This is a genomic window from Streptomyces sp. NPDC079141 (assembly GCF_040686775.1).
GTDB lineage: Bacteria > Actinomycetota > Actinomycetes > Streptomycetales > Streptomycetaceae > Streptomyces.
The window spans coordinates 104,732-130,456 of the sequence record NZ_JBFBLP010000024.1; the positions used below are offsets into that span (position 1 = coordinate 104,732).

Annotated in this window: 23 protein-coding genes; 9 read left to right on the forward strand and 14 right to left on the reverse strand. The window is 72.0% G+C overall.

Going from position 1 to position 25,725, the window contains the following annotated elements; translation table 11 throughout:
* Positions 1-3: 3 nt before the first annotated feature.
* On the forward strand, positions 4-1,677 hold the full coding sequence (locus AB0Q90_RS39225; protein WP_363164511.1) for an FAD-binding dehydrogenase: 1,674 nt from the start codon (positions 4-6) through the stop codon (positions 1,675-1,677).
* 4 nt (positions 1,678-1,681) lie between these two features.
* Here AB0Q90_RS39225 and AB0Q90_RS39230 read toward each other — a convergent pair whose 3' ends face one another.
* On the reverse strand, positions 1,682-2,029 hold the full coding sequence (locus AB0Q90_RS39230; RefSeq protein ID WP_363164512.1) for a DUF488 family protein: 348 nt from the start codon (positions 2,027-2,029) through the stop codon (positions 1,682-1,684).
* A gap of 57 nt (positions 2,030-2,086) precedes the next feature.
* Here AB0Q90_RS39230 and AB0Q90_RS39235 point away from each other — a divergent pair, with 57 nt between their 5' ends.
* Genes AB0Q90_RS39235 through AB0Q90_RS39245 form a run of 3 tightly spaced genes read left to right on the forward strand, consistent with a single transcriptional unit; the run spans position 2,087 to position 5,365 of the window.
* A complete protein-coding gene (locus AB0Q90_RS39235; RefSeq protein WP_363164513.1) occupies positions 2,087-2,818 on the forward strand; it encodes a L,D-transpeptidase family protein in 732 nt (243 codons plus the stop codon).
* A gap of 28 nt (positions 2,819-2,846) precedes the next feature.
* Positions 2,847-3,542, forward strand: coding sequence for a response regulator transcription factor (locus AB0Q90_RS39240; protein ID WP_363164514.1), 696 nt, complete (start codon positions 2,847-2,849; stop codon positions 3,540-3,542).
* Complete coding sequence (locus AB0Q90_RS39245) at positions 3,539-5,365, forward strand: HAMP domain-containing sensor histidine kinase (RefSeq protein WP_363164515.1); 1,827 nt, start codon at positions 3,539-3,541, stop codon at positions 5,363-5,365. The genes AB0Q90_RS39240 and AB0Q90_RS39245 overlap by 4 nt, the downstream gene beginning before the upstream one ends.
* Positions 5,366-5,372: 7 nt before the next feature.
* On the opposite strand, the gene AB0Q90_RS39250 is transcribed toward AB0Q90_RS39245, so the two are convergent.
* Positions 5,373-5,624: a WhiB family transcriptional regulator gene (locus AB0Q90_RS39250; RefSeq protein ID WP_363164516.1), complete on the reverse strand. Its 252-nt coding sequence runs from the start codon at positions 5,622-5,624 to the stop codon at positions 5,373-5,375.
* A gap of 109 nt (positions 5,625-5,733) precedes the next feature.
* Positions 5,734-6,948 (reverse strand): saccharopine dehydrogenase C-terminal domain-containing protein, encoded by a 1,215-nt coding sequence (locus AB0Q90_RS39255; RefSeq protein ID WP_363164517.1) that lies wholly within the window; start codon positions 6,946-6,948, stop codon positions 5,734-5,736.
* Positions 6,949-7,050: 102 nt separating this feature from the next.
* On the opposite strand from AB0Q90_RS39255, the gene AB0Q90_RS39260 reads away from it, so the two are divergent.
* Both AB0Q90_RS39260 and AB0Q90_RS39265 read left to right on the forward strand, forming a co-directional pair.
* Positions 7,051-7,752: a TetR/AcrR family transcriptional regulator gene (locus AB0Q90_RS39260; RefSeq protein WP_363164518.1), complete on the forward strand. Its 702-nt coding sequence runs from the start codon at positions 7,051-7,053 to the stop codon at positions 7,750-7,752.
* A gap of 36 nt (positions 7,753-7,788) precedes the next feature.
* Positions 7,789-8,460, forward strand: coding sequence for a DNA alkylation repair protein (locus tag AB0Q90_RS39265; protein ID WP_363164519.1), 672 nt, complete (start codon positions 7,789-7,791; stop codon positions 8,458-8,460).
* 3 nt (positions 8,461-8,463) lie between these two features.
* Here the strand turns inward: AB0Q90_RS39265 and AB0Q90_RS39270 are convergent, their stop codons facing one another.
* Entirely contained in the window at positions 8,464-9,363 is a 900-nt protein-coding gene (locus AB0Q90_RS39270) for a LysR family transcriptional regulator ArgP (protein ID WP_363164520.1), read from the reverse strand.
* Positions 9,364-9,432: 69 nt separating this feature from the next.
* Between AB0Q90_RS39270 and AB0Q90_RS39275 the strand changes: the two genes are divergently transcribed.
* On the forward strand, positions 9,433-10,047 hold the full coding sequence (locus AB0Q90_RS39275; RefSeq protein ID WP_363164521.1) for a LysE/ArgO family amino acid transporter: 615 nt from the start codon (positions 9,433-9,435) through the stop codon (positions 10,045-10,047).
* A gap of 82 nt (positions 10,048-10,129) precedes the next feature.
* The gene (locus AB0Q90_RS39280) at positions 10,130-11,398 is read left to right on the forward strand and encodes an MFS transporter (protein ID WP_363164522.1); all 1,269 of its coding nucleotides are present in this window, start codon (positions 10,130-10,132) and stop codon (positions 11,396-11,398) included.
* On the opposite strand, the gene AB0Q90_RS39285 is transcribed toward AB0Q90_RS39280, so the two are convergent.
* From AB0Q90_RS39285 to AB0Q90_RS39305, 5 genes are all read right to left on the reverse strand, one after another.
* The gene (locus AB0Q90_RS39285) at positions 11,395-11,850 is read right to left on the reverse strand and encodes a cyclic nucleotide-binding domain-containing protein (RefSeq protein WP_363164523.1); all 456 of its coding nucleotides are present in this window, start codon (positions 11,848-11,850) and stop codon (positions 11,395-11,397) included. The two genes, AB0Q90_RS39280 and AB0Q90_RS39285, sit on opposite strands and share 4 nt — an antisense overlap.
* 394 nt (positions 11,851-12,244) lie before the next feature.
* Complete coding sequence (locus tag AB0Q90_RS39290; RefSeq protein WP_363164524.1) at positions 12,245-12,466, reverse strand: hypothetical protein; 222 nt, start codon at positions 12,464-12,466, stop codon at positions 12,245-12,247.
* 181 nt (positions 12,467-12,647) lie between these two features.
* Positions 12,648-14,888, reverse strand: a complete 2,241-nt coding sequence (locus AB0Q90_RS39295) for an FUSC family protein (protein ID WP_363164525.1) — start codon at positions 14,886-14,888, stop codon at positions 12,648-12,650.
* Between the two features lie 10 nt (positions 14,889-14,898).
* Entirely contained in the window at positions 14,899-16,269 is a 1,371-nt protein-coding gene (locus tag AB0Q90_RS39300) for an NAD(P)/FAD-dependent oxidoreductase (RefSeq protein WP_363164536.1), read from the reverse strand.
* 151 nt (positions 16,270-16,420) lie between these two features.
* Entirely contained in the window at positions 16,421-18,322 is a 1,902-nt protein-coding gene (locus AB0Q90_RS39305; protein ID WP_363164526.1) for an AMP-dependent synthetase/ligase, read from the reverse strand.
* Between the two features lie 96 nt (positions 18,323-18,418).
* On the opposite strand from AB0Q90_RS39305, the gene AB0Q90_RS39310 reads away from it, so the two are divergent.
* Positions 18,419-18,604: a DUF6480 family protein gene (locus tag AB0Q90_RS39310; protein ID WP_363164537.1), complete on the forward strand. Its 186-nt coding sequence runs from the start codon at positions 18,419-18,421 to the stop codon at positions 18,602-18,604.
* 12 nt (positions 18,605-18,616) lie between these two features.
* On the opposite strand, the gene AB0Q90_RS39315 is transcribed toward AB0Q90_RS39310, so the two are convergent.
* The 5 genes from AB0Q90_RS39315 to AB0Q90_RS39335 form a co-directional block, all read right to left on the reverse strand.
* Positions 18,617-19,708: a glutamate--cysteine ligase gene (locus AB0Q90_RS39315; RefSeq protein WP_363164527.1), complete on the reverse strand. Its 1,092-nt coding sequence runs from the start codon at positions 19,706-19,708 to the stop codon at positions 18,617-18,619.
* 100 nt (positions 19,709-19,808) lie between these two features.
* Complete coding sequence (gene glgB, locus AB0Q90_RS39320) at positions 19,809-22,016, reverse strand: 1,4-alpha-glucan branching enzyme (protein WP_363164528.1); 2,208 nt, start codon at positions 22,014-22,016, stop codon at positions 19,809-19,811.
* A gap of 5 nt (positions 22,017-22,021) precedes the next feature.
* On the reverse strand, positions 22,022-23,392 hold the full coding sequence (locus AB0Q90_RS39325) for a maltokinase (protein ID WP_363164529.1): 1,371 nt from the start codon (positions 23,390-23,392) through the stop codon (positions 22,022-22,024).
* 42 nt (positions 23,393-23,434) lie between these two features.
* Positions 23,435-25,153, reverse strand: coding sequence for a maltose alpha-D-glucosyltransferase (gene treS, locus AB0Q90_RS39330; RefSeq protein WP_363164530.1), 1,719 nt, complete (start codon positions 25,151-25,153; stop codon positions 23,435-23,437).
* Positions 25,150-25,725 (reverse strand): alpha-glucosidase C-terminal domain-containing protein (locus AB0Q90_RS39335; protein WP_365734340.1); only part of this gene is annotated, 576 nt, incomplete at its 5' end. The genes AB0Q90_RS39335 and treS, both read right to left, overlap by 4 nt.

Sequence of the window (25,725 nt, forward strand, 5' to 3'; positions counted from 1 at the left end):
CGCATGGACGCCGATGTCATCGTCGTCGGAGCGGGCCTCGCGGGCCTGGTCGCCGCACACGAACTCACCAGCAAGGGCCGCAGGGTCGCCCTGGTGGACCAGGAGAACGCGGGCAACCTCGGCGGACAGGCCTTCTGGTCCTTCGGCGGACTGTTCCTGGTCGACTCCCCGGAACAGCGCCGCCTGGGCATCAAGGACTCCTTCGACCTGGCCTGGAACGACTGGCAGGGCAGCGCCGGTTTCGACCGCGTGGACGACGAGGACTCCTGGGCAGTGCGCTGGGCGCGGGCCTATGTCGAGTTCGCGGCCGGGGAGAAGCGGTCCTGGCTGGAGGGGCACGGCATCAAGTTCCTGCCCACCGTCGGCTGGGCCGAACGCGGCGACCTGCGGGCCCACGGCCACGGCAACTCCGTGCCCCGCTTCCACATCGCCTGGGGCACCGGCACCGGAGTCGTCGAGCCCTTCGTCCAGTACGCCAAGCAGGCCGCCCGGGACGGGCTGCTGACCTTCTACCACCGCCACCGGGTCGACGCACTCGTCATCGAGGAGGGCGCCGCGCGCGGCGTACGCGGCACCGTCCTCGCCGAGGACGACTCGGCCCGCGGCGTGCAGTCCAACCGCGACCCCGTCGGCGAGTTCGAGCTCACCGCCCAGGCCGTCGTCGTCACCAGCGGCGGCATCGGCGCCAACCACGACATCGTCCGCCGCTACTGGCCCGAACGCCTCGGCACCCCGCCCGCCGAGATGGTCACCGGCGTCCCCGCCTACGTCGACGGCCGCATGCTCGACATCAGTGCCGAAGCGGGCGTACGGCTGGTCAACCGCGACCGCATGTGGCACTACACCGAGGGCCTGCAGAACTGGGACCCGATCTGGCCCGGCCACGGCATCCGCATCCTGCCCGGCCCGTCCTCGATGTGGTTCGACGCCCTCGGCCGCCGCCTGCCCGACCCGTGCCTGCCCGGCTACGACACCCTCGGCACCCTCAAGTACCTGCGCACCACCGAGGACATCGCCGGCTACGACCACTCCTGGTTCATCCTCACCCAGAAGATCATCGAGAAGGAGTTCGCGCTCTCGGGCTCCGAGCAGAACCCCGACATCACCGCCAAGGACCGCGTGGGCTTCCTGAAGGAGCGGGTGCTGGGCAAGGGCGCGCCCGGACCGGTGGACGCCTTCCTGCGCAAGGGCGCGGACTTCGTGACCGCACCCAACCTGGAGCAGCTCGTCGAGAAGATGAACGCGCTCACCGACAAGCCGTTGCTGGACGCGGCCGAGGTGCGGCGCCAGATCGAGGCCCGCGACCTCCAGATCGCCAACCCGTACAGCAAGGACGCCCAGGTGCAGGGCATCCGCAACGCCCGCCGCTACATCGGCGACCGGCTCGGCCGGGTCGCCACGCCGCACCGCATCCTCGACCCGGCGGCGGGCCCGCTGATCGGCGTCAAGCTGCACGTCCTGACCCGCAAGACCCTCGGCGGCATCCAGACCGACCTCGACTCCCGCGCCCTGGGCGCCGACGGACAGCCGGTCGAGGGCCTGTACGCGGCGGGCGAGGTCGCCGGGTTCGGCGGCGGCGGCGTCCACGGCTACAACGCCCTGGAGGGCACCTTCCTCGGCGGCTGCCTGTTCTCCGGGCGGGCGGCGGGACGGGCCGCCGCCGAGCAGACCCGCTGAGCCGTCAGCCCAGCAGACGGGCGAGCACGGCCGCGTGGCTCTCCTCGGGAGCCTTCGCGGCCGTCAGCAGCGTCACCGGCCCCGTCCGCGCCAACTCCCGTACGCGATCGAGGAGCTCGGCCGCCTCGGGGGCGACCAGCTCCGCCTCGTAGCGGCGGGTGAACTCCTCGTAGGAGCCCTCGCCCGCGTGGTACCAGCGGCGCAGCTCGGTCGACGGGGTCATCGCCTTCGGCCACTCGTCCACGCGCGCGGCATCCTTGGACACCCCGCGCGGCCAGAGCCGGTCGACCAGGACACGGACGCCGTCGCCGGGTTCGGCGGGTTCGTAGACGCGGCGGATGCGAACGCTCACGGGGCCTTCTCCCTTGGAGCTGACGGGTTCCTCACAAGTGTCCGTCAAGGTCGACGCATGATCACGCCGAAGCCTCGTGCCGCCCTGCTGGCCGCCTCCCTCCTGCTCACCGGATGCGGCGGCGGTGCCGTGGCCCACACCGCCGCCGCTCCCACGACGAGCACCGGCGCACCCCAGCCCGAGATCTCCCTCGACGTGGCCCCGCAGCAGATCCCCGGCCTCGGACCCGGGACCTGGGCCGAGGTGCCCTCCGACACCCGGCAGGCCGTCGTGGTGAGCGGACGCGACAAGAACTCCCCGCGCTCCACCGTCGTCCTGTACGAGCGCACCGACGCCGGCTGGGAGGCCGGCCGCGCATGGCCCGCCCACAACGCACAGCGGGGCTGGACCGGCCGCCATCGCCTCGGCGACCTGCGCACCCCCATCGGCGTCTTCACCCTCTCGGACGCCGGCGGCCTGCTCGCCGACCCCGGAACCCGGCTCCCGTACGACCGTTCCATCGGGTTCACCGCGACCGGCACCGGCTTCGAGGGCGAACCCCTCGCGGGCTCCTTCGACTACGTGATCGCCATCGACTACAACCGCAAGCCCGGCACCTCGCCCCTGGACTGGACCCGCCCGCTCGGCGCGGAGCGCGGCGGCGGCATATGGCTGCACGTCGACCACGGCGGCCCCACCCACGGCTGCGTCAGCATCGCGCGCGAGCACATGAAGGAACTGCTCCTGGCCCTGGACCCGGAGAAGAACCCGGTCGTCGTCATGGGCGACGCCAAGTCCCTTGCCCGCTGAAGCAACCGAACCGCTTAGGATCCGCCGGGTGTGCGCACATGTGCTGGTCGCCGAGGACGACGAGATGCAGGCCGAACTCATACGGCGCTCCCTGCTGGCGGAGGGTCACACCGCCACCGTGGTCCACGACGGCCCGGCCGCCCTCGACGCGGCCCGGCGGCTGCGGCCCGACCTCGTCGTGCTGGACCTGATGCTCCCGGTGATCGACGGGTTCGGGGTGTGCGAGGTGCTGCGCCGGGACGACGACATCCCCGTCCTGATGCTCACCGCCCGCTCCGCCGAGGACGACGTCCTGCTGGGCCTGGAACTCGGCGCCGACGACTACATGACCAAGCCCTACAGCCCACGCGAGCTGATGGCCCGCATCCGCACCGTCCTGCGGCGCAGCGGGCGGGCGGGGGACCGGCGGGAGGACCCCGCCGTACGGGCCGCGGGGATCGCCGTGGACCCGGTACGGCACGAGGTGACCTGCGACGGGCAGCCGGTGGAGTGCACACCGGCCGAGTTCCAGATCCTGCTCGCCATGGCCGCCGAACCCGAACGCGTCTTCTCCCGGCGGCAGTTGCTGGAGTGCACCCGCGGCACCGACCGGGCCTCGACGGAACGGGCCGTCGACGTGCACATCATGAACCTGCGCCGGAAGATCGAGGCCGACCCGCGCCGCCCGGCCCGGCTGCTGACGGTCTTCGGGGTCGGCTACAAGCTGAGCGGCGGACGCGGATGAGGTCCCGGATACCCCTGCGCAAGCGGCTGCTGGTGCGGTTGCTGGTCGCCTCCGTGCTGATCGCCGTGTGCTGTGTGGCGGCGACGGCCTGGCTCGCGGTGGAGACCACCACCCGCGCCCTGCGCGAGGAGCAGGGCCAGGTGCTAGCCGACGACATGGACGTCCTCGACCGGCTCAGCGGCTACGCGGCCACCCACCCCGAGTGGACGGGAGTGGAGGGCACCGTGCGCGAGCTGTCCCGGCAGATCGGCCGGCGTATCGCCCTGACCACCACCGACCGCCGGGTGATCGCCGACTCCGCGCCGCCCGGCACCCCGCTGCCGCCACGCGCCGCTGCCACCGTCGACCCGCTGACCAGCGACACCCACACCGACCGCGGAGCCCAGCGCAGCGGCGTCGATCCGCGGGTGGTGGGCCCGTACCGGCTGCCCGCCGCCGAGCGTGAACAACTGGCAGGGCTCGCCGAGAAGCGGCGCAAGTGCTTCGCCCGCAACGGCGTCGACGCGACCGTGGTGCGCACCGCGAGCGGCCGGCCGGTCCTCACCGACCGGGACGGCAGCACCATCGACTACGTACCCCTGGAGTGCGCCGACGGACGGCTCAACACCGCCACCGCCACGGAGGAGAAGGCCCTCGCCGACCTGGCCGAGCGTGCCAGGGGCTGTCTCGGCAGGTACGGAGTGAAGTACTACCCGCCGCTCTTTCTCGACGTCGACGTCACCGACCAGAGCCTGCGCACCCGCTACCAGCTGGCCAAGTTCGTCGCGCAACCGCAGGCGCAGGCCCGGCAGCGGGCGCAGGACTGTCTGGACCGCGTCCGCCGGTCCCAGCTCGAACCCTATGTCGCCCCGGCCGCCGAACTGTTCCTGGGCGTCGGGGACCGGCCCGCCGTGCGGTTCGACCTGTCGCCGGCCAACCGCGTCAAGGTCGTCGGCGCCGCGGGCCTGGTGCTTTCCGTCACCGTGGCCGTCACCGCCGTCGTGGCCACCCGGCTCGTCCGGCCGCTGCGGGCGCTGACCGAGGCCGCCCAGCAGCCGCCGGACCGGCATGTGCGGGTGCCCGTGACCACCCGCGACGAGACCGGCATCCTCGCGACGGCGTTCAACGAACTGACCGAGCGCCGTGCCCGCCTGGAGGACCAGCGCAAGGCGATGGTCAGCGACATCGCGCACGAACTGCGCAGCCCGCTCACCAACATCCGCGGCTGGCTGGAGGTCACCCGCGACGGCCTGGTCGAGCCCGACCCCACCCTGCTCGCCGCCCTGCACGAGGAGGCCCTCGTGCTCCAGCGGGTCATCGACGACCTCCAGGACCTCGCCGACGCCGACGCCGGAACCCTGCGCCTGCACCGCGAACCCGTCCGCGCCGACGAACTCCTCGACCAGGTCGCCGCCGCCCACCGCGTGGGCGCGGACACCGCGGGCGTCACCCTGCGCACCACGGCGGACGGCACCCCCTGGCTGGACGCCGACCCGGTGCGGATGCGGCAGGCCCTCGGCAACCTCCTCTCCAACGCGCTGCGGCACACCCCCGCGGGCGGCACGGTCACGCTGGCCGCGCGCCGGGACGGCGACGACGTGGTGTTCGAGGTCGCCGACACCGGCACGGGGATCGGCGCCGAGGACCTGCCGCACGTCTTCGACCGCTTCTGGCGGGCGGAGAAGTCCCGCAGCCGCCGGACCGGGGGCAGCGGGCTCGGGCTGCCGATCGTCCGCCACCTGGTGGCCGCGCACGGAGGCACGGCCGAGGCGGCGAGCGAACCCGGGGGCGGATCCGTGTTCACCCTGCGGCTGCCGGGAAGCGAGGCGCCCAAGGACGTCTGACAGCGCGTCATCCGACGCTTCTGCGCACACCCGCGCGGCGCAGCAGGCCGTGCCGTTCCTCCTCGCTCGTCCCGCCCCACACGCCGACGGCCTGCCCCGTGTCCAGCGCCCAGCGCAGACACCGCTCCCGCACGGGGCAGCGGCGGCAGACCGCCTTCGCCTGCTCCGTCTGTATGAGCGCCGGACCGGAGGTGCCGATCGGGAAGAAGAGGTCGGGGTCCTCGCGACGGCATGCCGCACGGTCGCGCCAGTCATCCATCGAAGTCACCTGCGATCGAAGTCGTACGTGCCCTTTCGGATGCTTTACTCCCTTTCGAGCCGCCTGTCGATACGGGAGTGAAGCGGCGGAGCCGTGGGGGAGAACGCGGTCACTGTTCGCGCAGGCCCCACGGGGAGCCGTACGCGGACAGCAGATCCAGGAACGGGCGGGCCGGGAACGCCTCCGGGCCGAGGACGCCCGAGCCCGACCAGGCACCCGTGGCGAGGAGTTCGAGGGCGACGACCGGATTGACGGCCGTCTGCCACACCACGGCCTGGCTGCCGTACTCCTTCATGGACCACTCGTTGTCGACCACGTGGTACAGGTACACCTCGCGCGGCGCACCGTCCTTGACGCCCCGCACCCAGGTGCCCGCGCAGGTCTTGCCGCGCATCCGCTCGCCCAGCGTCGCCGGGTCGGGCAGACAGGCGGCGACGACGTCCCGGGGCGAGACCCGGACCGGGCCCTCGGCGCCCGGCACGGTCACTGCCTCCGTGCGGTCCAGGCCCAGCAGGTGCAGCGTGCGGAGGGTCTGGATGAACTCCTCGCCCAGGCCGTACTTGAACGTCACGCGGCGCGCGCCGACCCAGCGGGGGACGAGCAGCACCTCTTCGTGCTCCACGTTGACGCATTCCACCGGGCCGATGCCCTCGGGGAAGTCGAACACCTCGGGCTCGCTGAAGGGTTCGGTGGTGAACCAGCCGCGGTCGCTCTCGTAGACGACCGGGGGGTTGAGGCATTCCTCGATCGTGGTCCAGATGTTGAACGACGGGGCGAAGTCGTAGCCGTCGACGGTGAGGTTCGCGCCGTCCCGGACACCGATCTCCTCGATCTCGTCGAAGAGTTCGTCCGCCGCGTGCCGTGCGAAGACGTCCGACAGGCCCGGCTCCACCCCCATGCCCACCAGGGCCAGCGCACCCGCCTTCGCCCACTCGTCGGACTGCGCGAACTGCTCGTCGCCGAGCTTGGTCCCGCACTCCTCGTAGGGGCGCTCGGGGTGCGGCCGCGACAGTGACATAGCCATGTCGACATACGTCGCGCCGGCCGACCGTGCGGCCTGGAACAGCGGCATCACGAACCGCGGGTCCGTGGCGTTGAGCAGCACGTCGCAGCCGTGCCGCGCCAGCAGCCGCGCCACCGCCGCCTCGTCGGCCGCGTCGACGCGCTCGGCGCTGAACCGGGCGTCACCGAGAGCCGCTACGGCCTTCTCGGCCCGCGCCGGGTCGTAGTCGGCGACCACCATCGCGTCGAAGAACGGCCGCCGGGCCGCGATCCGGGTGACGGCGGTACCCACACCACCGGCGCCCACGAGCAGTACACGCATGACGAGAACTCCCTCTCGGAGATGGATGAGGTGGGGCCCCGGCGCAGATACAACGCCCCCGCCTCACGTAAGGTCAATGGCGTTGGCATAAGGAGGGTGCTCATGCCCAAGCCCGTGGTCCCCGAGGAGAAGCGGCGCCGGCGCCGGCCCACCAAGAGCGGCACCGTGCTGTCCGAAGGGCTGATCGTCGAGACCGCGCTGCGCCTGCTGCGCGAACACGGCAGCGCCGGGCTCACCGCCCGCCGGCTCGGCCTCGCCCTGGACGCCGACCCGAGCACGCTCTACCGCTACTTCCGCGGCATGGACGACCTGACCCTCGCGATCGGCGACGCGCTCATCGGCCAGGCCCTGCGCGGCTGGCGGCCGACGGGGGAGTGGCGGGCGGACCTCACGGCGGTCGGGCTGCGCATCCACGCCGCCTACGTCGCCCATCCGCAGGCGGCGCTGCTGACCACGAACCGGGTCACCGGCCGGGCGAACGAACTCGCCGCGGACGAGGCGGTGCTGGACGTCCTGCGCACCGCGGGCTTCCCGCTGCCGGAGACGGTGCGGATCTACCACGCGTTCATCGACCAGACGCTGGCCTTCGCCGCCCTGGACGCGGCGTCGCTGGCGTTGCCGAGTTCGTCGCAGCGGGCGGACGAGGAGATGTGGCGCTCGACCTACGCCCGGCTGCCGCGCGCCACGCATCCGCGCATCGCCGAGGCGGCGCCGCTGCTGGCGACGCGGATGGTCACGAGCGCCTACCCGACGGCCTTGGAGATGCTGCTGGACAGCGCGCAGGCGCGGCTGCCGGTGATGTGAGAACCTGCGGGCCGAGATGCGACGGAGGAGGCCGAGGTGGCGGGGACGACGGTGGCCGAGCTGATGGCCGAGCTGGCCGGGCTCGACGACCCCAAAGCGCGCGCGGTGAACGAGAGACACGGCGACGATCACGGCGTGAACCTCGGCAAGCTGCGCGCGCTCGCCAAGCGGCTGAAGACCCAGCAGGACCTCGCGCGCGGGCTCTGGGAGACGGACGACACCGCGGCACGCCTGCTGGCGCTCCTGATCTGCCGCCCGAAGGCGTTCGAACGTGACGAGCTGGACGCCATGGTGTGCGAGGCGCGCGCACCCAAGGTGCACGACTGGCTCGTGAACTACGTGGTGAAGAAGAGCCCGCACGCCGAAGCCCTGCGCCTGGCCTGGCTCGCCGACCCGGATCCCGTGGTGGTGAGCGCGGGCTGGGCGCTGACCACCGAACGCGTGGCGAAGAAACCCGAGGGCCTCGACCTCGAAGGGCTGCTCGACGTCATCGAGGAGGAGATGAAGGACGCCCCGGACCGCCTGCAGTGGGCGATGAACCACTGCCTGGCCCAAATCGGCATCGTCCACGCCGAGCACCGCACGCGTGCCCTCGGCATCGGTGAGCGCCTGGAGGTGCTCAAGGACTACCCGACCTCCCCGGGCTGCACCTCTCCCTACGCGCCGGTCTGGATCACCGAGATGGTGCGCCGGCAGCAGCGCACGTAGGCCTCAGCGGCGCAGCACCTGCGCGGCCCGCTCCGCGACCGCCTCCGCCACGGCCGCCAGTGCCGGCGAGTCCAGCTTCCACTGCTGCCAATACAGGGGGACGTCCACCGTGCGTTCCGGGGCCAGCGGGACCAGCCGCCCGGCGTCCAGCAGCGGGCCGGCCTGCACCTCGGGCACCAGGCCCCAGCCCAGCCCGGCGGTGATGGCGGCGACAAAGCCCTCCGAGGTGGGGATGTGGTGCCGTACGGGTCCCGCCCCGCCCCGGCCGCGCCGCAGCCTGCGGACGAACACGTCCTGCAGCTCGTCGTTCCGGTCGAACGTCACCACCGGGGCCTCCGGCAGCGCCTCGCGCAGCGGGCCGTCGAGGTGCCGGTCGACGAACTCCGGGGCGGCCGCCGCGACATAGCGCATCCTGCCGAGCGGCCGTACCGAGCAGCCCGCCACGGCCTCGGACGCGGAGGTCACCGCCGCCATCACCACGCCCTCCCGCAGCAGGGCCGCCGTATGGGCCTCGTCCTCACGGCGCAGCTCGAAGCAGAGCCGCGGATCCTTCGGTACGCGGGTGAGGGCGCCCAGGAACCAGGTCGCGAGCGAGTCGGCGTTGACGGCGATCGACACCCGGGTGGGTTCCTCCTCCGCGCCGCCCATGCCGAGCTCGGCGCGCGCGTCGCGCTCCAGCCGGGCCAGCTGCCGGGCGAACCGCACGACGACCGCGCCCGACTCGGTCGGCCGCACCGGCTTGGTGCGCACCAGCAGCACCCGCCCGGTGCGCTGTTCCAGCGCCTTGACCCGCTGGCTGACGGCGGACGGCGTCACATGCAGGGCGGCGGCCGCGGCGTCGAACGTGCCCTCGTCCACCACCGCGAGCAGGGTCCGTACCTGGTCGAGGGGGAGTTCCGTCATCACGACAGCTAATGGTACGTAAAAAACATTAGCTGTACTCCAGGCTTGGCTCTCCGTAGCGTCGAGGCCATGTCCACCGCACTGTCCACCGCTGCCGCAGGATTCGGCACCGGCCTCTCGCTCATCGTCGCCATCGGCGCCCAGAACGCCTTCGTACTGCGCCAGGGGATCCGCCGTGACGCGGTCCTCGCCGTCGTCGGCATCTGCGCCCTGTCCGACGCCGCCCTCATCACCCTGGGCGTCGCCGGCGTCGGGGCGGTGGTGGTCGCCTGGCCCGGGGCACTGACCGCGGTCGGCTGGATCGGCGGCGCGTTCCTCCTCTGCTACGGCGTGATCGCCGCCCGGCGCGTGTTCCGTCCGGCCGGGGCCCTGAGCACGGACGGCGACGCGGCGGGCTCGCGGCGACGGGCGGTGCTCACCTGTCTGGCGATGACCTGGCTCAACCCGCACGTCTACCTCGACACGGTGTTCCTGCTCGGGTCGATCGCCGCCGACCGAGGCGAACTGCGCTGGACGTTCGGGCTCGGGGCCGCGTTCGCCAGCCTCTGCTGGTTCGCCGCCCTCGGCTTCGGCGCCCGGCTGCTCGGCCGCGTGCTGACCCGGCCCGCGGCCTGGCGCGCCCTGGACGGCCTGGTCGCCGCGACGATGCTCCTCCTCGGTGTCTCACTGATCGCCGGAAGCTGAGATTGCGCCCCCGGAGGTGTCCATGAGGGCTGCCATGGTGAACCCTGGTCCGGAAAGGATGTAACGAGCAACCAGGAAGTCCGTGGAGACCAGCGAGAGCAGCAGCGAACAGCAGGCGGTGGGGCGCCGCTGGGCCATGGACACCCGCCCCCTGCGCCGCCCGGCCTACCGCAGGCTGTGGTCGTCGACGATCGTCACGGCGGTCGGCAGCCAGCTCACCGCGGTCGCCGTGCCCAAGCAGATCTACGACATCACCGGCTCCTCGGCCTGGGTCGGCTACGCGAGCCTGGCCGGTCTGCTGCCGCTGGTGGTCTTCGCGCTGTGGGGCGGGGCCGTCGCCGACAGCATGGACCGCCGCAAGCTGCTGCTGATCACCAACAGCGGCATCGCGGTCACCTCCCTGCTGTTCTGGCTCCAGGCCGCCACGGGCCTTGAGTCGGTGCCCGCCCTCATGCTCCTGCTCGCCGCCCAGCAGGCCTTCTTCGGCCTGAACTCACCGGCCCGCAACGCCTCCATCGCCCGCCTGGTCCCGCCCGGGGAACTGGCCGCCGCGAACGCCCTCGGCTCCACCGTGATGCAGACCGGCCTGGTCGCCGGACCGCTGCTCGCGGGCGCGCTGATTCCCGTGATCGGACTGCCCGAGCTCTATCTGATCGACGCGCTCGCGCTGTGCGTCACCGTGTGGGCGGTCCACCGGCTGCCCCCGCTGCCGCCGCTCGCCGCCGCCACGGTCCGCCGCGCCGGGATACGGCAGATCGCGGCCGGTTTCCGCTACATCGCCCTGCACAAGGTGCTGCTGCTGTCCTTCCTCGCCGACGTCATCGCGATGGTCCTGGGCATGCCCCGCGCGCTGTTCCCGCAGCTGGCCGCCGAGACCTACGCCCCGTACGGCGAAGAACTCGCGCTCGGCCTGCTGTTCGCCGCGATCCCCATCGGGGCCGTTGCCGGCGGGCTGTTCTCCGGCACGTTCTCCCGGGCGCGCCGGCACGGCCGGATGGTGATCGGCGCGGTCGTCGCCTGGGGCCTCGCCATCACGGGCTTCGGGCTGAGCAGCAGTCTCTGGCTCGCGGTGGCATTCCTGGCGCTCGCCGGGGTCGCGGACATGGTCTCGATGGTCTTCCGCGGGGCGATCCTGCTGTCGGCCGCCACCGACGAGATGCGCGGCCGTATGCAGGGCGTCTTCACGGTCGTCGTCGCGGGCGGCCCACGCCTGGCCGACGTCCTGCACGGCACCGCGGGCTCCGCCTTCGGCGCACGCCAGGCCGTGGTCGGCGGCGGCCTCCTGGTCGTCGTCGCGATGCTGGCCCTGGCCCTCGCGGTCCCGGCGCTGCGCCGCTACCGCGTCGCCTAGAGGAGGGTGCGCCGGTTCATCCCGTAGCTCTCCATGAGCTTGCCCCGGGTGACCTCCAGCCGGTGCGCGAGGATCTCGGCGACCTGGCGCACGAGGATCAGCCCGAGTTGCTGGTCCTCCTCGCACAGCGCCCGCACGGCCGCCGCGTCGAACTCGTAGGCGCGCACCGGGCTGAAGGCCTCCGCGCCGAAGTCCCACTGGTAGGGCGGGAAGAGCCAGGACCAGCCCAGCAGATCGCCGGAGCCGAGGCTGGCGACGGTGACGCGTTGCAGCGAGGTGACGCGCTGGTCGAGCGAGACGGCGCCCGAGCGGATCACCCAGAAGCGGTCGGCCGTGCCGCCGGCCTCGAAGATGCGGGCGTCCTCGGGGAAGGAGACCTCCCGGGCGAGCGCCATGAGCCGCTGGCGCTGGGGCGGCGGAAGGGCGGTGAGCAGTTTGGTCGCTTTGGTCATGGCGCGGGGCTCCTCGCCGGCGTTTCGGTTCCGGGGCTTTCCCTACGCCCATTTCAGCTGGTGCCGACGCGTAGAGCACCTCGGCGGGCTAAAGAACCGGTGGAGAATTCCACGGCATGAGAAAGCCCTGGCTGGACGGGGGAGGCCAGCCAGGGCAGTCAGTGGTGGCACGGGGGAGGTACGGTCGACCCCGCAGCCACTTATGGATGAACGGTAAACCATCTGGTCCCGATGTGTGAAATCCGAACCGGGTCACGTGACCTGCTTCACTTGGGGCCACTCATGCACCACCGGGGGCACCGGGCCAAGCCGGACCGGTGCTCGGTGGTGATCGGCTGTCATGGAGTGCCGAGTTCCCGGCAGGGGCGACGGCCAATCGGCGCCCCTGCTGGGCTCAGCCCTCCACGGGATGCGTGCCCGGGGTCAGGATCTCGTCCAGCACCCTGAGGACGGTCTCGTAGGCCAGCCACCGCACGGTGGCCTCCCGGGCGCCCTCCGGATCGCTGGTGCGCAGGCCGAAACTCCGCGCCCGCCACGTCTGCTCCTCCTGCCGTGCACACACCCTGGCGCGCTGCATGCGCCGCAGCAGTTCGTCTGAGTCGACGACATCGGTCATGCAGTCCGCGTACCCACCGTGACGGCACACACGCGGGCGGGGGACGCGGTGTGTGCCTTCCCCGGGCGGGGACATGCGGGCTGCGGGAGGTTGTGATGGACAGAAGGCGAACCCGGCCACCGCGAGCGGCCGTTTTCGCGCGGAGCGACCGCGCGCCGACGGCGGGTCCGATCCCGCGCCGTCACTTCTTCGGCGCCGCCACAGGCACCCGCAGCGGTCGCGCGAGCCCCGTCACGCCCTCGTCCAGCCGCTGGAGATGGCGCAGCACCCGGTCGGTGACACGGCCGAAGCGGGGTTCGCCGGGGACGGCGGGCTCCAGCAGCGCGGCGATGCTCGGACCCGTCTCGATCTGCGCGGTGGACCGCTCGTCGGTGGCGTGCGCCGAGATCGCCGCGATGTTGTGTGCGATGCGCCGGGCGGCCCGCCGCAGCCGGGGATCCGCCGCGATCGAGGGGTGGGTCGGCAGCAGTTCGGCGGTCGCCGCCAGCGAACGGGCGTGGTACGCACAGGTCTCCAGCAGCGCGACGACATAGCGGGCGGTGTCGCGCCGCGCCCGCAACGGCGTGACCGGATGAGTGAGCGGCTGTGTGGCGGCCCGCAGATCGGCCAGTGCCTCGTCCAGAGCGCGCGCCCGGTCCAGCAGATCCACCGGGGGACCGCCGCTGAGCTGGTCCACGGCCGCCTCGGTGACCTCGCCGAGCCGGTCCAGGACGGTGGCGAGGAGCTCGTTGGTACGCCGGTCGGTCCGCACGGGCAGGACCACGGCCGCCGCGATCACCCCGCAGGCCGCGCCGAGCGCCGTCTCCTCCACCCTCAGCAGCAGCACCGAGAGGCTGTAGGTGTGCAGCAGGGTGTAGAGCAGGCCCAGCGCCGCGGTCACGAAGAACGACATCAGCGTGTAGGACAGCGGAGCCGTGTAGAACATCGCGAAGACGAACACCAGCACCAGCGCGAACGCGACCCCCGTGTGCTGCCCCACCACCCCCGCCAGCACGATGCCGGCCAGCACTCCCAGCACGGTGCCCAGCAGCCGGCGCCCGCCCTTGACCAGGATCTCGCCCGTGGAGGCGGTGTTGATGAACACGATCCAGCAGGTCAGCACCGCCCAGTACCAACGCTGGCTGGACAGCAGCTCGCCGCCCACGATGGCCAGCGCCGAGCCCACCGAGACCTGGACGGCGGCACGCGTGGTGGGCCGCCGCAGCCCCGTCTCCTGGGGCAGCGCCTCCTCACCGGCGTCGATGGCGGCGTCCTCCGCGTCCAGCTCCTCCCGGGAACGGGCGGTGGCCGGCGAGTCGTCCGACTCGTCCTGGGCGCCGCCCAGGGCGATCCGCAGCCCGAGGACCGCGCGAGCGGCCTCGCCGATCCCCCGGAAGACGTCCTGGACGGCGGGCGGGGCGTCGGGCAGGTTCTCCTCGTCGCGGTAGCCCAGGAGCCGGTTGCGCACCTGCGCCAGCGCGGTGCCGGAGTCCGCGGCGACGGGACGCACGACGAGCAGCCGCAACGCCCGCAGATCGCGGCGCAGCGCGTCGGTGGCCGCGTCCCGCACGGGCAGCCGCCCGCCGGACGGGACGGGAGCGCCCGGCAGATGCAGGGTCAGCGTGTCCGCCCGCTCGGCGCTGCGCGCGGTCAGCAGCAACAGCCCCAGCCGCTCGGCGGCGATCTCGGCGTCCGCGACCCGCCGCTGGACCAGCCCCGCAACCGTCTCGTCGGCGGTGCCCTCCTCCAGCCGGCCCTGGATCAGCAGCGCCGTCTCGTGCAGCCGCGCGGTGCCCTCGCGCACCTCCGCCAGCGCCCGGTCCGCCTCCTGCGGTCCGGCGTCGAGGAGCACCAGCTGCGCCGCCACCAGCTGGGCCAGCCGGGCGCGGAACGCCTCGCGCAGCCGGTTCAGGATCCCTGCCGGCGTCTGCGGCACCAGCACGAACCGCACCACCGCGCTGGACACGAACGCCACGGCGATGGCCACGTACAGGTGCGGCAGGTCGGAGACGGTCGCGCCGACGAACAGGGACAGGAAGTACACCTGGAAGGCGATGAGCCCGAGCGCCGTACCCCGGTCGCCGAACCGTCGGCCGTAGACGGCGCAGAAGATGAGCGCGACGAAGAACAGGTCACCGGCGACCACATGGGAGTGCAGCAGCGCCGCCAGCGTCACGGAAGCCAGCGCCACCGGCAGGCCCAGGGCCAGCGTGACCGCCTGCGGCCCGCGCTGCTTCTCCCGGATGGCGAAGGTGGCGACCATCGCCGCGATGGCCCCCGCCACCAGATGGGGTACGTCGGCCCCCAACAGCCCGAGCACCGCGAGCGCGAGGGCGATCGCGCCCGCGGTGCGCAGCCCGGCGGTCAGCCGCAGCAGGCCCGGATCGGAGGCCGCGACGCGGTCGCGCAGCCGTACCCGGTCCGGCCCCGGCGCCGCTCTCACGCCGGTGCGCTCACTGCGCCCGGCCGTCGGTCCCCTCGATGTGCTCCCGCAGCTGGTCCGGCGTCAGATACGCGTCGGTGTACTCGAAGTCCTTCAGCTTGGCGGGCTTGCGGGCCTGGAAGCCGGTGCGCACGAAATCGTCACCGGCGACCGCGTTGAGGAACCAGTTCGTCATCACCCGCGTCTTGGCGACGTTGGTGCGCAGCGCCGACCAGTGGTAGCCGCGGGCCACCGCCTGGGCGGGCAGGCCCCGCAGCTCGATGCCGAGCGGTTTGGAGACCGCGTCCCGGCCGCCGAGGTCGACCACCAGACCGAGGTCCTTGTGCGCGTACGGCTTGAGCGGCTGGTTGCGCAGCGCCGCGAGGACGTTGTCGGCGACGATCCGGCCCTGGCGCATGGCGTGCTGGGCGGTGGGCGGGCAGATCGCGCCCTCCTCGCCCTTGACCTCGTCCGGCACCGCCGCGGCGTCGCCGAGCGCGAACACGCCGTCGCGGCCCGGCAGCGTCATCTCCGGGGTCACCGCCAGCCGGCCGCGGACCGTCTCCGCGTCGAGCGTGCGGATCAGCGGGCTCGCGACGACCCCCGCGGTCCAGATCAGGGTGCGGGTGGGGATCACCCGGCCGTCGGTGAAGGTGACCTCCTCCGGGCCCGCCTTGGCGATGGAGACGCCGAGCGAGATCTCGATGCCCCGCTTGCGCAGCACCTGCTGGGCGCTTGCGCCCAGCTTCTCGCCCAGTTCGGGCATCAGCTTCGGCGCGATGTCGATCAGATGCCACTTGATCAGATGCGGGTCCAGCCGCGGGTAGCGCTTGACGGCGGCGCGCGTGAGCCGGTTCAGGCAGGCCGCCGTCTCGGTGCCCGCGTAACCGCCGCCGACCACCACGAACTGCAGCCGCGACGCCCGCTCCACCGGATCGTCGCTGGCGTCGGCGAGGTCCAGCTGGGAGATGACGTGGTCGCGGATGTAGGCGGCCTCGGCGAGCGTCTTCATGCCGTACGCGTTGTCGGTGAGGCCCGGGATGTCGAAGGTGCGGGTGATGCTGCCGGGGGCCAGCACGATGTAGTCGTACGGCTCGTTGACCAGCTCGTCGGTGATCGTGCGGATGACACAGACCTTCGCCGCGAGGTCCACACCGATGGCGCCGCCCGGGATGATCCGGGTGCGGTACTTCTTGCTGCGGCGCAGCGACAGGGCGATCGACTGGGGCGTGAGCACGCCGGAGGCGACCTGCGGGAGCAGGGGCAGGTAGAGCTGGTAGGCGAACGGCGTCACCAGGGTGACGTCGGCCTCGTCGCGGGCGAGTGTGCGTTCCAAGCGGCGGACGCACTCGACTCCGGCGAAGCCTGCGCCAACCACCAGGATCCTGGGTCGTGTCACGATGTTCTTCCCTTCTGCGGCTCCAGGCGGTCTGCCTCGACGTCGTGCGCCTGCCCCTGGATCGCTGCTTCGCACCTCATCGATCCCACCGCGCTCACGGCCGCCGCGCCAGTCGGGAGCGGCAGGCAGATGAACCCGCCTGCCGCGACACCCCTCAGCGGAACACGTTGTCGGTGTCGTCCCACTGCGCCCACTCCTCCGACAGGTTCTCCCTGGGAGTGCGCGTGCGCGCCTGGTACATCGCGTCGATCTCCAGCGCGTAGTGGCGCACGATCGCGTCCCTGCGCAGCTTCATCGACGGCGTCAGCAGGCCGTTGGACAGGTCGAACGGCTGCGCCAGCACCCGGAACACCCGGATGGACTCCGACCGCGACACCGCGCTGTTGGCGGCGGCCACGGCCCGCGCGACCTCCTCCCGCAGCGCGTTCGCCTCCCGGGCGTCCCGGCTCGGCGCGTCGGTGCGCGGCACCTGGGTTCCGCGCCACCACCGCACGAAGTCCGGATCCAGCGTGATCAGTGCGCCGACGCAGGGCCGGTTGTCGCCGACCACCACCGCCTGATGGATCATCGGGTGCACGGTCAGCCGCTGCTCCAGGGCGGCCGGGGAGACGCTCTTGCCGCTGCTGGTGATGACGACGTCCTTCTTGCGCCCGGTGATCGTCAGATAGCCGTCGGCGTCGAGGAGCCCGAGGTCCCCGGTGGCCAGCCAGCCGCCGCGCAGCGCGGCCCGCGTGGCCGCCTCCTCGCCCGCGTAGCCCTGGAACACCGCCGGGCCGCGCACCAGGATCTCGCCGTCGTCCGCCACCCGCACGTCCATGCCCGGCAGGACCTTGCCGACCGTGCCCGACCGCTCCCGGCCCGGCGGCTGCGCCGTGATCCCGCCGCTGGTCTCGGTCAGGCCGTAGCCGTCGTTGACGTAGATCCCGATGCCCTCGTAGAAGAGGGAGAGGTCGCGGTTCAGCGGCGAGCCGCCGGATGTCGCCAGCTGCACCCTGCCGCCCAGCGCCTCCCGGAGCCTGCGGTACACCGTCCGTTCGTACAGGGCGTGCTGGAGCCGCAGATCGAGGCCGGGCCCGGGGCCCTCGCCGAGCCGCGCGCGCTCCACGGCTGCGGCGAAGTCGCGTGCCGTGCCGGCCGCCCGTTCGAAGAGGGCGCCGCGGCCCGACTCCCGGGCGGTGCGCAGGAAATTCTTGTAGATCCTCTCGAACACCGAGGGGACGGCACACAGATACGTGGGGCGGAAGGAGCGCAGAGCCGCGGACAGGCTGGCCTCGGTCAGATCGGGCTCGTGGCCCATCAGCATGCCGCCGCGCAGGCACAGCCCCTGCACCATCAGGCCGTACACATGGGAGAACGGCAGAAAGGCGAGCACCGACGCCTGCCCGCCCGGCGGCACCACCAGGTGGCCCCAGCCCGCGAGCAGCGTGTCGCAGGAGCTTGCCAGGTTGCGGTGGCTCAGCGCGCACCCCAGGGGGTGGCCCGTGGTGCCGGAGGTGTAGGCGATGACGGCCGTGGAGTCCGGCAGCACGATACGGCGCAGCGAGTCGACCGTGGCCTGCGGCACGAACTCGCCCCGCGCCACCAGGTCGTCGAGCGCCCCCGCGTCCAGCTGCCACACATGGCGCAGCCGGGGCAGTGAGGCACACACCGAGCCGACCGTCATGACCGCCTGCTCGTCCTCGACCACCACACCCACGCAGCCGGAGTCCCGCAGGATCCACTCCACCTGGTCGCGCGAGGAGGTCGGATAGACGGGGACCACCTCGGCGCCCACCGCCCACAGGGCGTAGCCGAGAACCGTCCACTCGTACCGGGTGCGCGCCATGATCGCCACGCGGTGGCCGGGCGAGATCCCGGACGCGATCAGCCCCTTGGCCAGGTCCACCACCGTGTCCCGCAGCTCCACCGCGGTGATCTCCTCCCAGGCGGAGGAGTCCGGGGAGCGGCGGGCGAGCACCGGCAGGGTGGGATCGAGGGCGGCCCGTTCGAAGATGCCGTCGGCGAGGCCGCCGGCCGGCGGCGAAGAGATCGCGGGAGCCTGGGCGAGGTCGCGCATGCGCAGCTCCTGAGCTGTACGGGGTGTGACGCCACCGACGAGCAGAGTTATCGGCGGTGCTCGAATGTAGCCCAGGTACGAGCGAACCGTGCCGGAATCCGACAACCGGGCCGGACCGATGATCCGGGCGCGTTCGGGGACCCGGAGGCCATGAGCCACTGGAACCCCGATCAGGAGCCCGAGCGCACGGGCCGGGCCAAGGCGCCGCTGGTCCTCATCCTCGTGCTCGCCGCGCTCTGCGCGGCCTTCTTCCTGGCCTACGCCCTGGTACTGCTGCTGTGACCGGCGCGCGCCTCACCCCTGGGTGTGCCGCACGCACTCGGTGACGACCTCCCGCAGATCGCCGGTGCGCCGCAACAGCTCGCGCTGCACTCGGGCCCCGTTGCCGCGCCCCAGCAGGCCGGCGACGCAGTCCCGGGCGCGGTCGAGGTCGCCGCAGTCCGCCAGCGCGTCCGCGACATGGTCCAGCAGGACCTGGAGCACGGCCTGCGCGGGCATGCGCCGCATGGTCACGGGATGCAGCAGCTCGTCCGTCAGCCCGTCCCGGGCGGCCTGCCAGGCGGCCAGCCGCAGCACGCTCACGCTGTGCTCGGCCGGATCCCGGCCGGCCCGCCACTCGCGTGCGGCGGTCTCGACCAGGCCGCGGGCGAGAGTGGCGATGAGGACGGCCGTCTCGGCGTGCAGACACACGTCCGCGACGCGGATCTCCACCGTCGGATTGTTCCGGGACAGTCGTGCGTCGAAGTAGACCATCGCCTTGTCGAGGATCACTCCGGTGGCGATCATGTCCGCGATCACCTGGTGATACCGCTCGGCGGATCCGAAGACCTCGGTCGCACCGGCCGACGGCCACCGCTGCCACACCCGGCTGCGGTAACTGCTGTATCCGGTGTCCTGACCCTGCCAGAACGGAGAGTTGGCGCTCACGGCCGCCAGCACCGACAGCCACGGCCGCAGCCGGTCGATGACGGCGACGCCCTCCTCGTCGGAGTCGACGCACACATGGACATGGCAGCCGAGGACGAGCTGTTCCTGGGTCGCGATGCCGAACTGGTCCGCCATCCACTGGTAGCGGCGGTTCGCACCGACGGAGGGACTGACCGGCAGCGGGGAGGTGGCCAGCGCGGCGACGGCGCAGCCGATCCCGCCGGCGTGCCGCGCCGCCTCCTTGCGGCACCGGACGATCTCCCTGCCCAGGGCGTCCATGTCGCACTGCGGATGCGTGGCGAACTCCAGCATCTGGTTGTGCAGTTCCTTCTCGAACACGCCGTCCCCGTCCGCGTGGTCCAGCGCGGCCCGGGCGAGGACCGCGGCGGACAGGGCCCGCGGCTCGCCCGTCTCCGGGTCGACAAGGAGGAGCTCCTCCTCCACTCCGACGGTGCGCACGTGAGGCAGCCCTTCTGTGGTGCGAGGACGAGGATTGCTCGTCGTACGCCCCGACTGCCCCGTTCACGGCATGCGGACACCTGCCGGCGCTGCGCGGGCCTCAGCCGGGGTACGGCGTCAGCCACACCGTGGCCAGCGGAGGCAGGGTCAGCCGGATGCTGCCCTCCTCCGGCTTGACCGGGTCGGGCCGGGTGACGTCACTGCCGCCGTAGCGGGCGGCGTCGGTGTTGAGGATCTCCTGCCAGGCGGGGATCTCCTCGGGAGCCCACAGGCCGTAGTCGTGGCGGACCACCGGGGAGAAGTTCGACACCGCCAGCAGCGGGGTGCCCTCCGCGTCGTACCTCAGGAACGCGAAGACGTTGTCCTCGGCCGCGTCCCCGGCCACCCACCGGAAGCCGCCCGGGTCGGTGTCGCGCTGCCACAGGGCCGGGATCGCGCGGTACGCGGAGTTGAGGTCGCGCACCAGGTCCCGGACGCCGCGGTGGTCGGCCTCGGCGCTGTAGCCCGGGTCCAGCAGCCACCAGTCCGGGCCCTGGGCCTCGGCCCATTCCGCCCCTTGAGCAAACTCCTGTCCCATGAACAGCAGTTGTTTACCGGGGTGGGCCCACATGAAGCCCAGATACGCGCGGTGGTTGGCGCGCTGCTGCCACCAGTCGCCCGGCATCTTCGACACCAGCGCCTGCTTGCCGTGGACGACCTCGTCGTGCGAGATGGGCAGCACGTAGTTCTCGCTGTAGGCGTACACCATCGAGAAGGTCATCTCGTTGTGGTGGTACTTGCGGTGGACCGGCTCATGAGCCATGTAGCCCAGCGAGTCGTGCATCCAGCCCATGTTCCACTTCAGGCCGAAACCCAGCCCCCCGCTGTCGGTGGGCCGGGTCACCCCGTCCCACGCCGTGGACTCCTCCGCGATCGTCACCACGCCCGGCGAACGCCGGTACACCGTCGCGTTCATCTCCCTGAGGAACGCCACCGCGTCCAGATCCTCCCGGCCCCCGTACACATTGGGCGTCCACTGGCCGGAGTCGCGCGAGTAGTCCAGGTAGAGCATCGAGGCGACCGCGTCCACCCGCAGCCCGTCGATGTGGAACTCCTCGCACCAGTACACCGCGTTGGCGACCAGGAAGTTGCGCACCTCCACACGCCCGAAGTCGAACTCGTACGTCCCCCAGTCCGGATGCTCCGCCCGCCGGTCGTCCCCCGGCTCGTACAGCGGCTCCCCGTCGAACCGGGCCAGCGCCCAGTCGTCCTTCGGGAAGTGCGCCGGCACCCAGTCCATGATCACGCCGAGGCCCGCCCGGTGCAGCGCGTCGATCAGGTACTTGAGGTCGTCGGGCGTACCGAGACGCGACATCGCAGCGTAGAAACCGGTGATCTGGTAACCCCAGGAGCCCGAGAACGGGTGATGGGCCACCGGCATGAACTCCACATGCGTGAAGCCGAGATCGGCCACGTACGCCGGGAGCACCTCGGCCAGCTCACGGTAGGAAAGCCCGGGCCGCCAGGACGGAAGATGCACCTCGTACACCGAGAACGGCGCCACGTGCACCGGGACGTCACCCCGGTGCGCCATCCACTCCTCGTCGCCCCACTCGTAGCGCGAGGAGTGCACGATCGAGGCGGTGTCCGGCGGGATCTCCGCGTACCGCGCCATCGGGTCGGCCTTGAGGAAACGGTGGCCGTGCCGGGAGTGGATCTCGAACTTGTACCGGGTGCCCTCGCCGATCCCGGGCAGGAACAGCTCCCACACCCCGGACGCGCCGAGGGAACGCATCGGGAACGCGGTGCCGTCCCAGTGGGTGAAGTCCGCGGCGACCCGCACGCCCTGGGCGTTCGGCGCCCACACGGTGAACCGGGTGCCGGTCACTCCCTGGTGCGTCATCGGCTCGGCGCCGAGCGCCTTCCACAGCTGCTCGTGCCGGCCCTCGCGGATGAGATGGAGGTCCAGCTCACCGAGTGCGGGCAGGAACCGGTACGGGTCCTCGACCTCGTGCTCCCCGTCCGCGTACGACACCAGCAGCGTGTACGCGGGGATCGCGGCCAGCGGCAGTACGCCGGAGAACAGGCCGTCCTCGTTCGAGGCGAGGCGTCTGGGCTCGCCGTCGACCACGACGCTCACCGCACGGGCGAACGGCCGCAGCGTCCGGAAGGCGATCCCGCCCGGGACCGGGTGGGCGCCGAGCAGCGCGTGCGGGTCGTGGTGGGCGCCGGCCAGCAGGCGCCACCGGTCGTCGGGGTCCAGGGGCGGAGCCGGGGCGCAGCGGGCCGGTCCGGAGGGTTCGGGGAGCGAAGTGTCGCGCAGTGCCATGGTGTTCAGCCTCCCCGCACGGCGAGACGTTCGATCGCCGCCATAGGAACGGGAAGCCAGTCCGGTCGGTGTCTGGCTTCGTACAGGACCTCGTACACGGCCCGGTCGGTCTCGTAGGCCCGGAGCAGGCCGTGCTTCTTGCGCGGGTCCCAGCCGGCAGCGGCGGCGTAGCCCGCGCAGAACGCCTCCCGGCAGCGGCGGGCCCACTCCGGCCGCCAGGGCCGGCGCTGGCGCGCCGCGTAGTCGAAGGAGCGCAGCATGCCCGCGATGTCCCGCACGGGGGAGTGGGCGCTGCGCCGTTCGGCGAGCGGGCGCGACGGCTCGCCCTCGAAGTCGATGACGAACCACTCGCGGCCGGCCCGCAGCACCTGCCCCAGGTGCAGATCTCCGTGGATGCGCTGGGCAGCCGGGCCGGGATCGCACGTGGTGAGCGCGCCGAACGCGGTCCGCAGCCCGGGCACGAAGGGCTGGAGCGCCGGCACGCAGTGCGCCGCGGCGTCCAGCCGCTCGGTCATCGCCGCCGCCGTCCGGGCGTTCTCGCGGCGGGCCCCGGACGGGAACGCCGAGGCGAGTGCCAGATGCACCTCCGCGGTCGCCCGGCCCAGCTGGTGCGCCTCCGCCGTGAAGTCGTCACCGGCGGCGAGCGCCTCCAGCGCCAGGGTCCAGCCGTCGGTCGCGTTGCGCAGGAACGGCTGGAGGACGCCGAGCGTCGCGTCCCACGGACGCGTCGTACGGAACCAGGCGACGGGCGCCGGGACACGCCGGCAGCCCTGCCGGGCGAGCGCACCCGGCACCTCCAGGTCCGGGTTGACACCGGGCTGGATGCGCCGGAACACCTTCAGCACCAGCGCGTCGCCGTACACCAGCGAGGAGTTGGACTGCTCGGCGTCCATCAGCCGCGGCGTCAGTCCGGCGGGCAGCGCGGGCGCGGACGGGCTGGACTCGAAGCACAGCGGACCGGCCGTACCGGGGTGCCGCAGCCGGTCCAGGAGCATCTGCGCCGACCGGAGGTCCTGCAACGCGTCGTAGACCGTCAGACCCGCCAGGGGGCCCTCCTCGGCCCGCCCGATCAGGGCACGCCCCAGGCGCGGCGAGGGGTGCTCGCGCACACCGAGCAGCAGCTGGTAGCAGTCGCCCGCCGGGACCGGGCCGGTGCCGCCGGGTGCGGGCACCGGCACATGGCCCGCGTGGACCAGCAGATGCAGACAGCCCGGGAACAGCTCGGTCATGGACAGCAGGGCCAGGTCCGTGACGGGCCGGTCCTTGCCCGCGAACCAGCGCTGGCGCGGCAGCCACTGACGCAGCAGCCCGCCGAGCGAGGCCATGATGTCGGCCACGGCCGACGGACTCGGTTGCAGGAATGCGGTCTTCGGCATGGTGACGCGTCCTTTCGTCGGCACACGCTCAAGGGCACACACTCAAGATCGGCGTCGGATGCGGCCCGCGACCCGGGAGAGCCGGAACCAGTAGAAGCCGTGTCCCGCCAGGGTCAGCAGATACGGCAGTTCGCCGATGGCCGGGAACCGCACCCCGCCGAACAGCTCGACCGGATGCCGCCCGTCGAACTCCCGCAGATCGAGCTCGGTGGGCTGCGCGAAGCGGGAGAAGTTGTTGACGCACAGGACGAGGTCGTCCTCGTACTCGCGCAGGAAGGCCAGCACCGCCGGGTTCGAGGACTGCAGCTCGGTGAACGAGCCGAGGCCGAACGCGGGGTTCTGCTTGCGGATCTCGATCATGCGGCGGGTCCAGTGCAGCAGCGAGGACGGCGACGCCATGGCCGCCTCCACATTGATGACCTGGTGACCGTAGACCGGGTCCATGATCGTGGGGAGGAAGAGGCGGCCGGGGTCGGCCGTCGAGAAGCCGGCGTTGCGGTCGGGGGTCCACTGCATGGGGGTGCGGACGGCGTCGCGGTCGCCGAGCCAGATGTTGTCGCCCATGCCGATCTCGTCGCCGTAGTAGAGGATCGGCGAGCCGGGCAGGGCGAGGAGCAGGGCGGTGAAGAGTTCGATCTGGTTGAGGTCGTTGTCGAGGAGCGGGGCCAGGCGGCGGCGGATGCCGATGTTGGCGCGCATCCGCGGGTCCTTGGCGTACTCGGCCCACATGTAGTCGCGTTCCTCGTCGGTAACCATCTCCAGGGTCAGCTCGTCGTGGTTGCGCAGGAAGATGCCCCACTGGCAGCCGGAGGGGATGGCGGGCGTCTTGGCGAGGATTTCCGAGACGGGGTACCGCGATTCGCGGCGCACCGCCATGAAGATGCGCGGCATGACCGGGAAGTGGAAGGCCATGTGGCATTCGTCGCCACCCGAGGCGTAGTCGCCGAAGTAGTCGACGACGTCCTCCGGCCACTGATTGGCCTCCGCCAGCAGCACCGTGTCGGGGTACATCGCGTCGATCTCGCGCCGTACGCGCCTGAGGAACTCGTGCGTGGCGGGGAGGTTCTCGCAGTTGGTGCCCTCCTCGGCGTACAGGTAGGGCACGGCGTCGAGCCGGAAGCCGTCGATGCCCAGGTCCAGCCAGAAGCGCAGGGCGCCCAGGATCTCCTCCTGCACGGCCGGGTTCTCGTAGTTGAGGTCCGGCTGGTGGGAGAAGAAGCGGTGGAAGAAGTACTGTTCCCGGACCGGGTCGAAGGTCCAGTTGGAGGCCTCGGTGTCGACGAAGATGATCCGCGCGTCGGCGTACTGCTTGTCGTCGTCGGCCCACATGTAGAAGTCGCCGTAGGGCCCGTCCGGGTCCTTCCTCGACTCCTGGAACCACGGGTGCTGGTCGCTGGTGTGGTTCATCACGAAGTCGATGATCACGCGCATACCGCGCTGGTGGGCGGCGTCCACGAACTCGACGAAGTCGGCGAGGTCACCGAACTCGGGCAGTACGGCGGTGTAGTCGGAGACGTCGTAACCGCCGTCCCGCAGCGGGGACTTGAAGAACGGCGGCAGCCACAGGCAATCCACGCCCAGCCACTGGAGATAGTCCAGCTTGGCGGTCAGGCCCTTGAGGTCACCGACGCCGTCGCCGTTGCTGTCCTGGAAGGAGCGCACGAGCACCTCGTAGAACACGGCGCTCTTGAACCAGTCGGGATGCCGGTCCTTGGCCGGGGTGTCCTCGAAGGTGTCCTGGACGGGCTCGTTGACAGTCATGACGCTGTAGACCCTCCGATCTGCGGCGAGGCGGGCGAGGCCTGGACGTGGAGCACGTGCGCGGGTGCCCTGCCGGGCTCAAGGCGCACATAGTTGGTCCTGCCCCATTGGTAGGTCTCACCCGTCAGTTCGTCGTGCACGGACAGGGTTCCGTCGAGGTCCAGGCCGAGTTGCGGCATGTCCAACGAGACCGTCGCCTCCTGGGTGTGGTGGGGGTCGAGGTTGACGACCACCAGAACCGTGTCCTCACCGGCGCGCTTGCTGTAGGCGATGACGGCGTCGTTGTCGGTCCGGTGGAAGCGGAGGTTCCTGAGGCGGTGCAGCGCGGGGTGGCGGCGGCGGACGGCGTTCAGCTTGGTGATCAGTGGAGCGATGGTGTCGGCGGTTTCCCAGTCGCGTGGCCTGAGTTGGTACTTCTCGGAGTGGAGGTATTCCTCGCTGCCCTCGCGCAGGGGGGTGTTCTCGCACAGTTCGTAGCCGCTGTAGACGCCCCAGGTGGGGGAGAGGGTGGCGGCGAGGACGGCGCGGAGTTCGAAGGCGGGGCGGCCGCCGTGCTGGAGGAAGGCGTGCAG

Bases quoted from the DNA above. Each gene is read 5' to 3' on its own strand.
- AB0Q90_RS39290 (WP_363164524.1), bottom strand. From the start codon at position 12,466: ATGACCGATGTCGTCGACTCAGACGAACTGCTGCGGCGCATGCAGCGC.
- glgB (WP_363164528.1), bottom strand. From the start codon at position 22,016: ATGGCACTGCGCGACACTTCGCTCCCCGAACCCTCCGGACCGGCCCGC.
- AB0Q90_RS39260 (WP_363164518.1), top strand. From the start codon at position 7,051: ATGCCCAAGCCCGTGGTCCCCGAGGAGAAGCGGCGCCGGCGCCGGCCC.
- AB0Q90_RS39250 (WP_363164516.1), bottom strand. From the start codon at position 5,624: ATGGATGACTGGCGCGACCGTGCGGCATGCCGTCGCGAGGACCCCGAC.
- treS (WP_363164530.1), bottom strand. From the start codon at position 25,153: ATGACTGTCAACGAGCCCGTCCAGGACACCTTCGAGGACACCCCGGCC.
- AB0Q90_RS39305 (WP_363164526.1), bottom strand. From the start codon at position 18,322: ATGCGCGACCTCGCCCAGGCTCCCGCGATCTCTTCGCCGCCGGCCGGC.
- AB0Q90_RS39235 (WP_363164513.1), top strand. From the start codon at position 2,087: ATGATCACGCCGAAGCCTCGTGCCGCCCTGCTGGCCGCCTCCCTCCTG.
- AB0Q90_RS39275 (WP_363164521.1), top strand. From the start codon at position 9,433: ATGTCCACCGCACTGTCCACCGCTGCCGCAGGATTCGGCACCGGCCTC.
- AB0Q90_RS39245 (WP_363164515.1), top strand. From the start codon at position 3,539: ATGAGGTCCCGGATACCCCTGCGCAAGCGGCTGCTGGTGCGGTTGCTG.
- AB0Q90_RS39285 (WP_363164523.1), bottom strand. From the start codon at position 11,850: ATGACCAAAGCGACCAAACTGCTCACCGCCCTTCCGCCGCCCCAGCGC.
- AB0Q90_RS39270 (WP_363164520.1), bottom strand. From the start codon at position 9,363: ATGACGGAACTCCCCCTCGACCAGGTACGGACCCTGCTCGCGGTGGTG.
- AB0Q90_RS39255 (WP_363164517.1), bottom strand. From the start codon at position 6,948: ATGCGTGTACTGCTCGTGGGCGCCGGTGGTGTGGGTACCGCCGTCACC.
- AB0Q90_RS39325 (WP_363164529.1), bottom strand. From the start codon at position 23,392: ATGCCGAAGACCGCATTCCTGCAACCGAGTCCGTCGGCCGTGGCCGAC.
- AB0Q90_RS39225 (WP_363164511.1), top strand. From the start codon at position 4: ATGGACGCCGATGTCATCGTCGTCGGAGCGGGCCTCGCGGGCCTGGTC.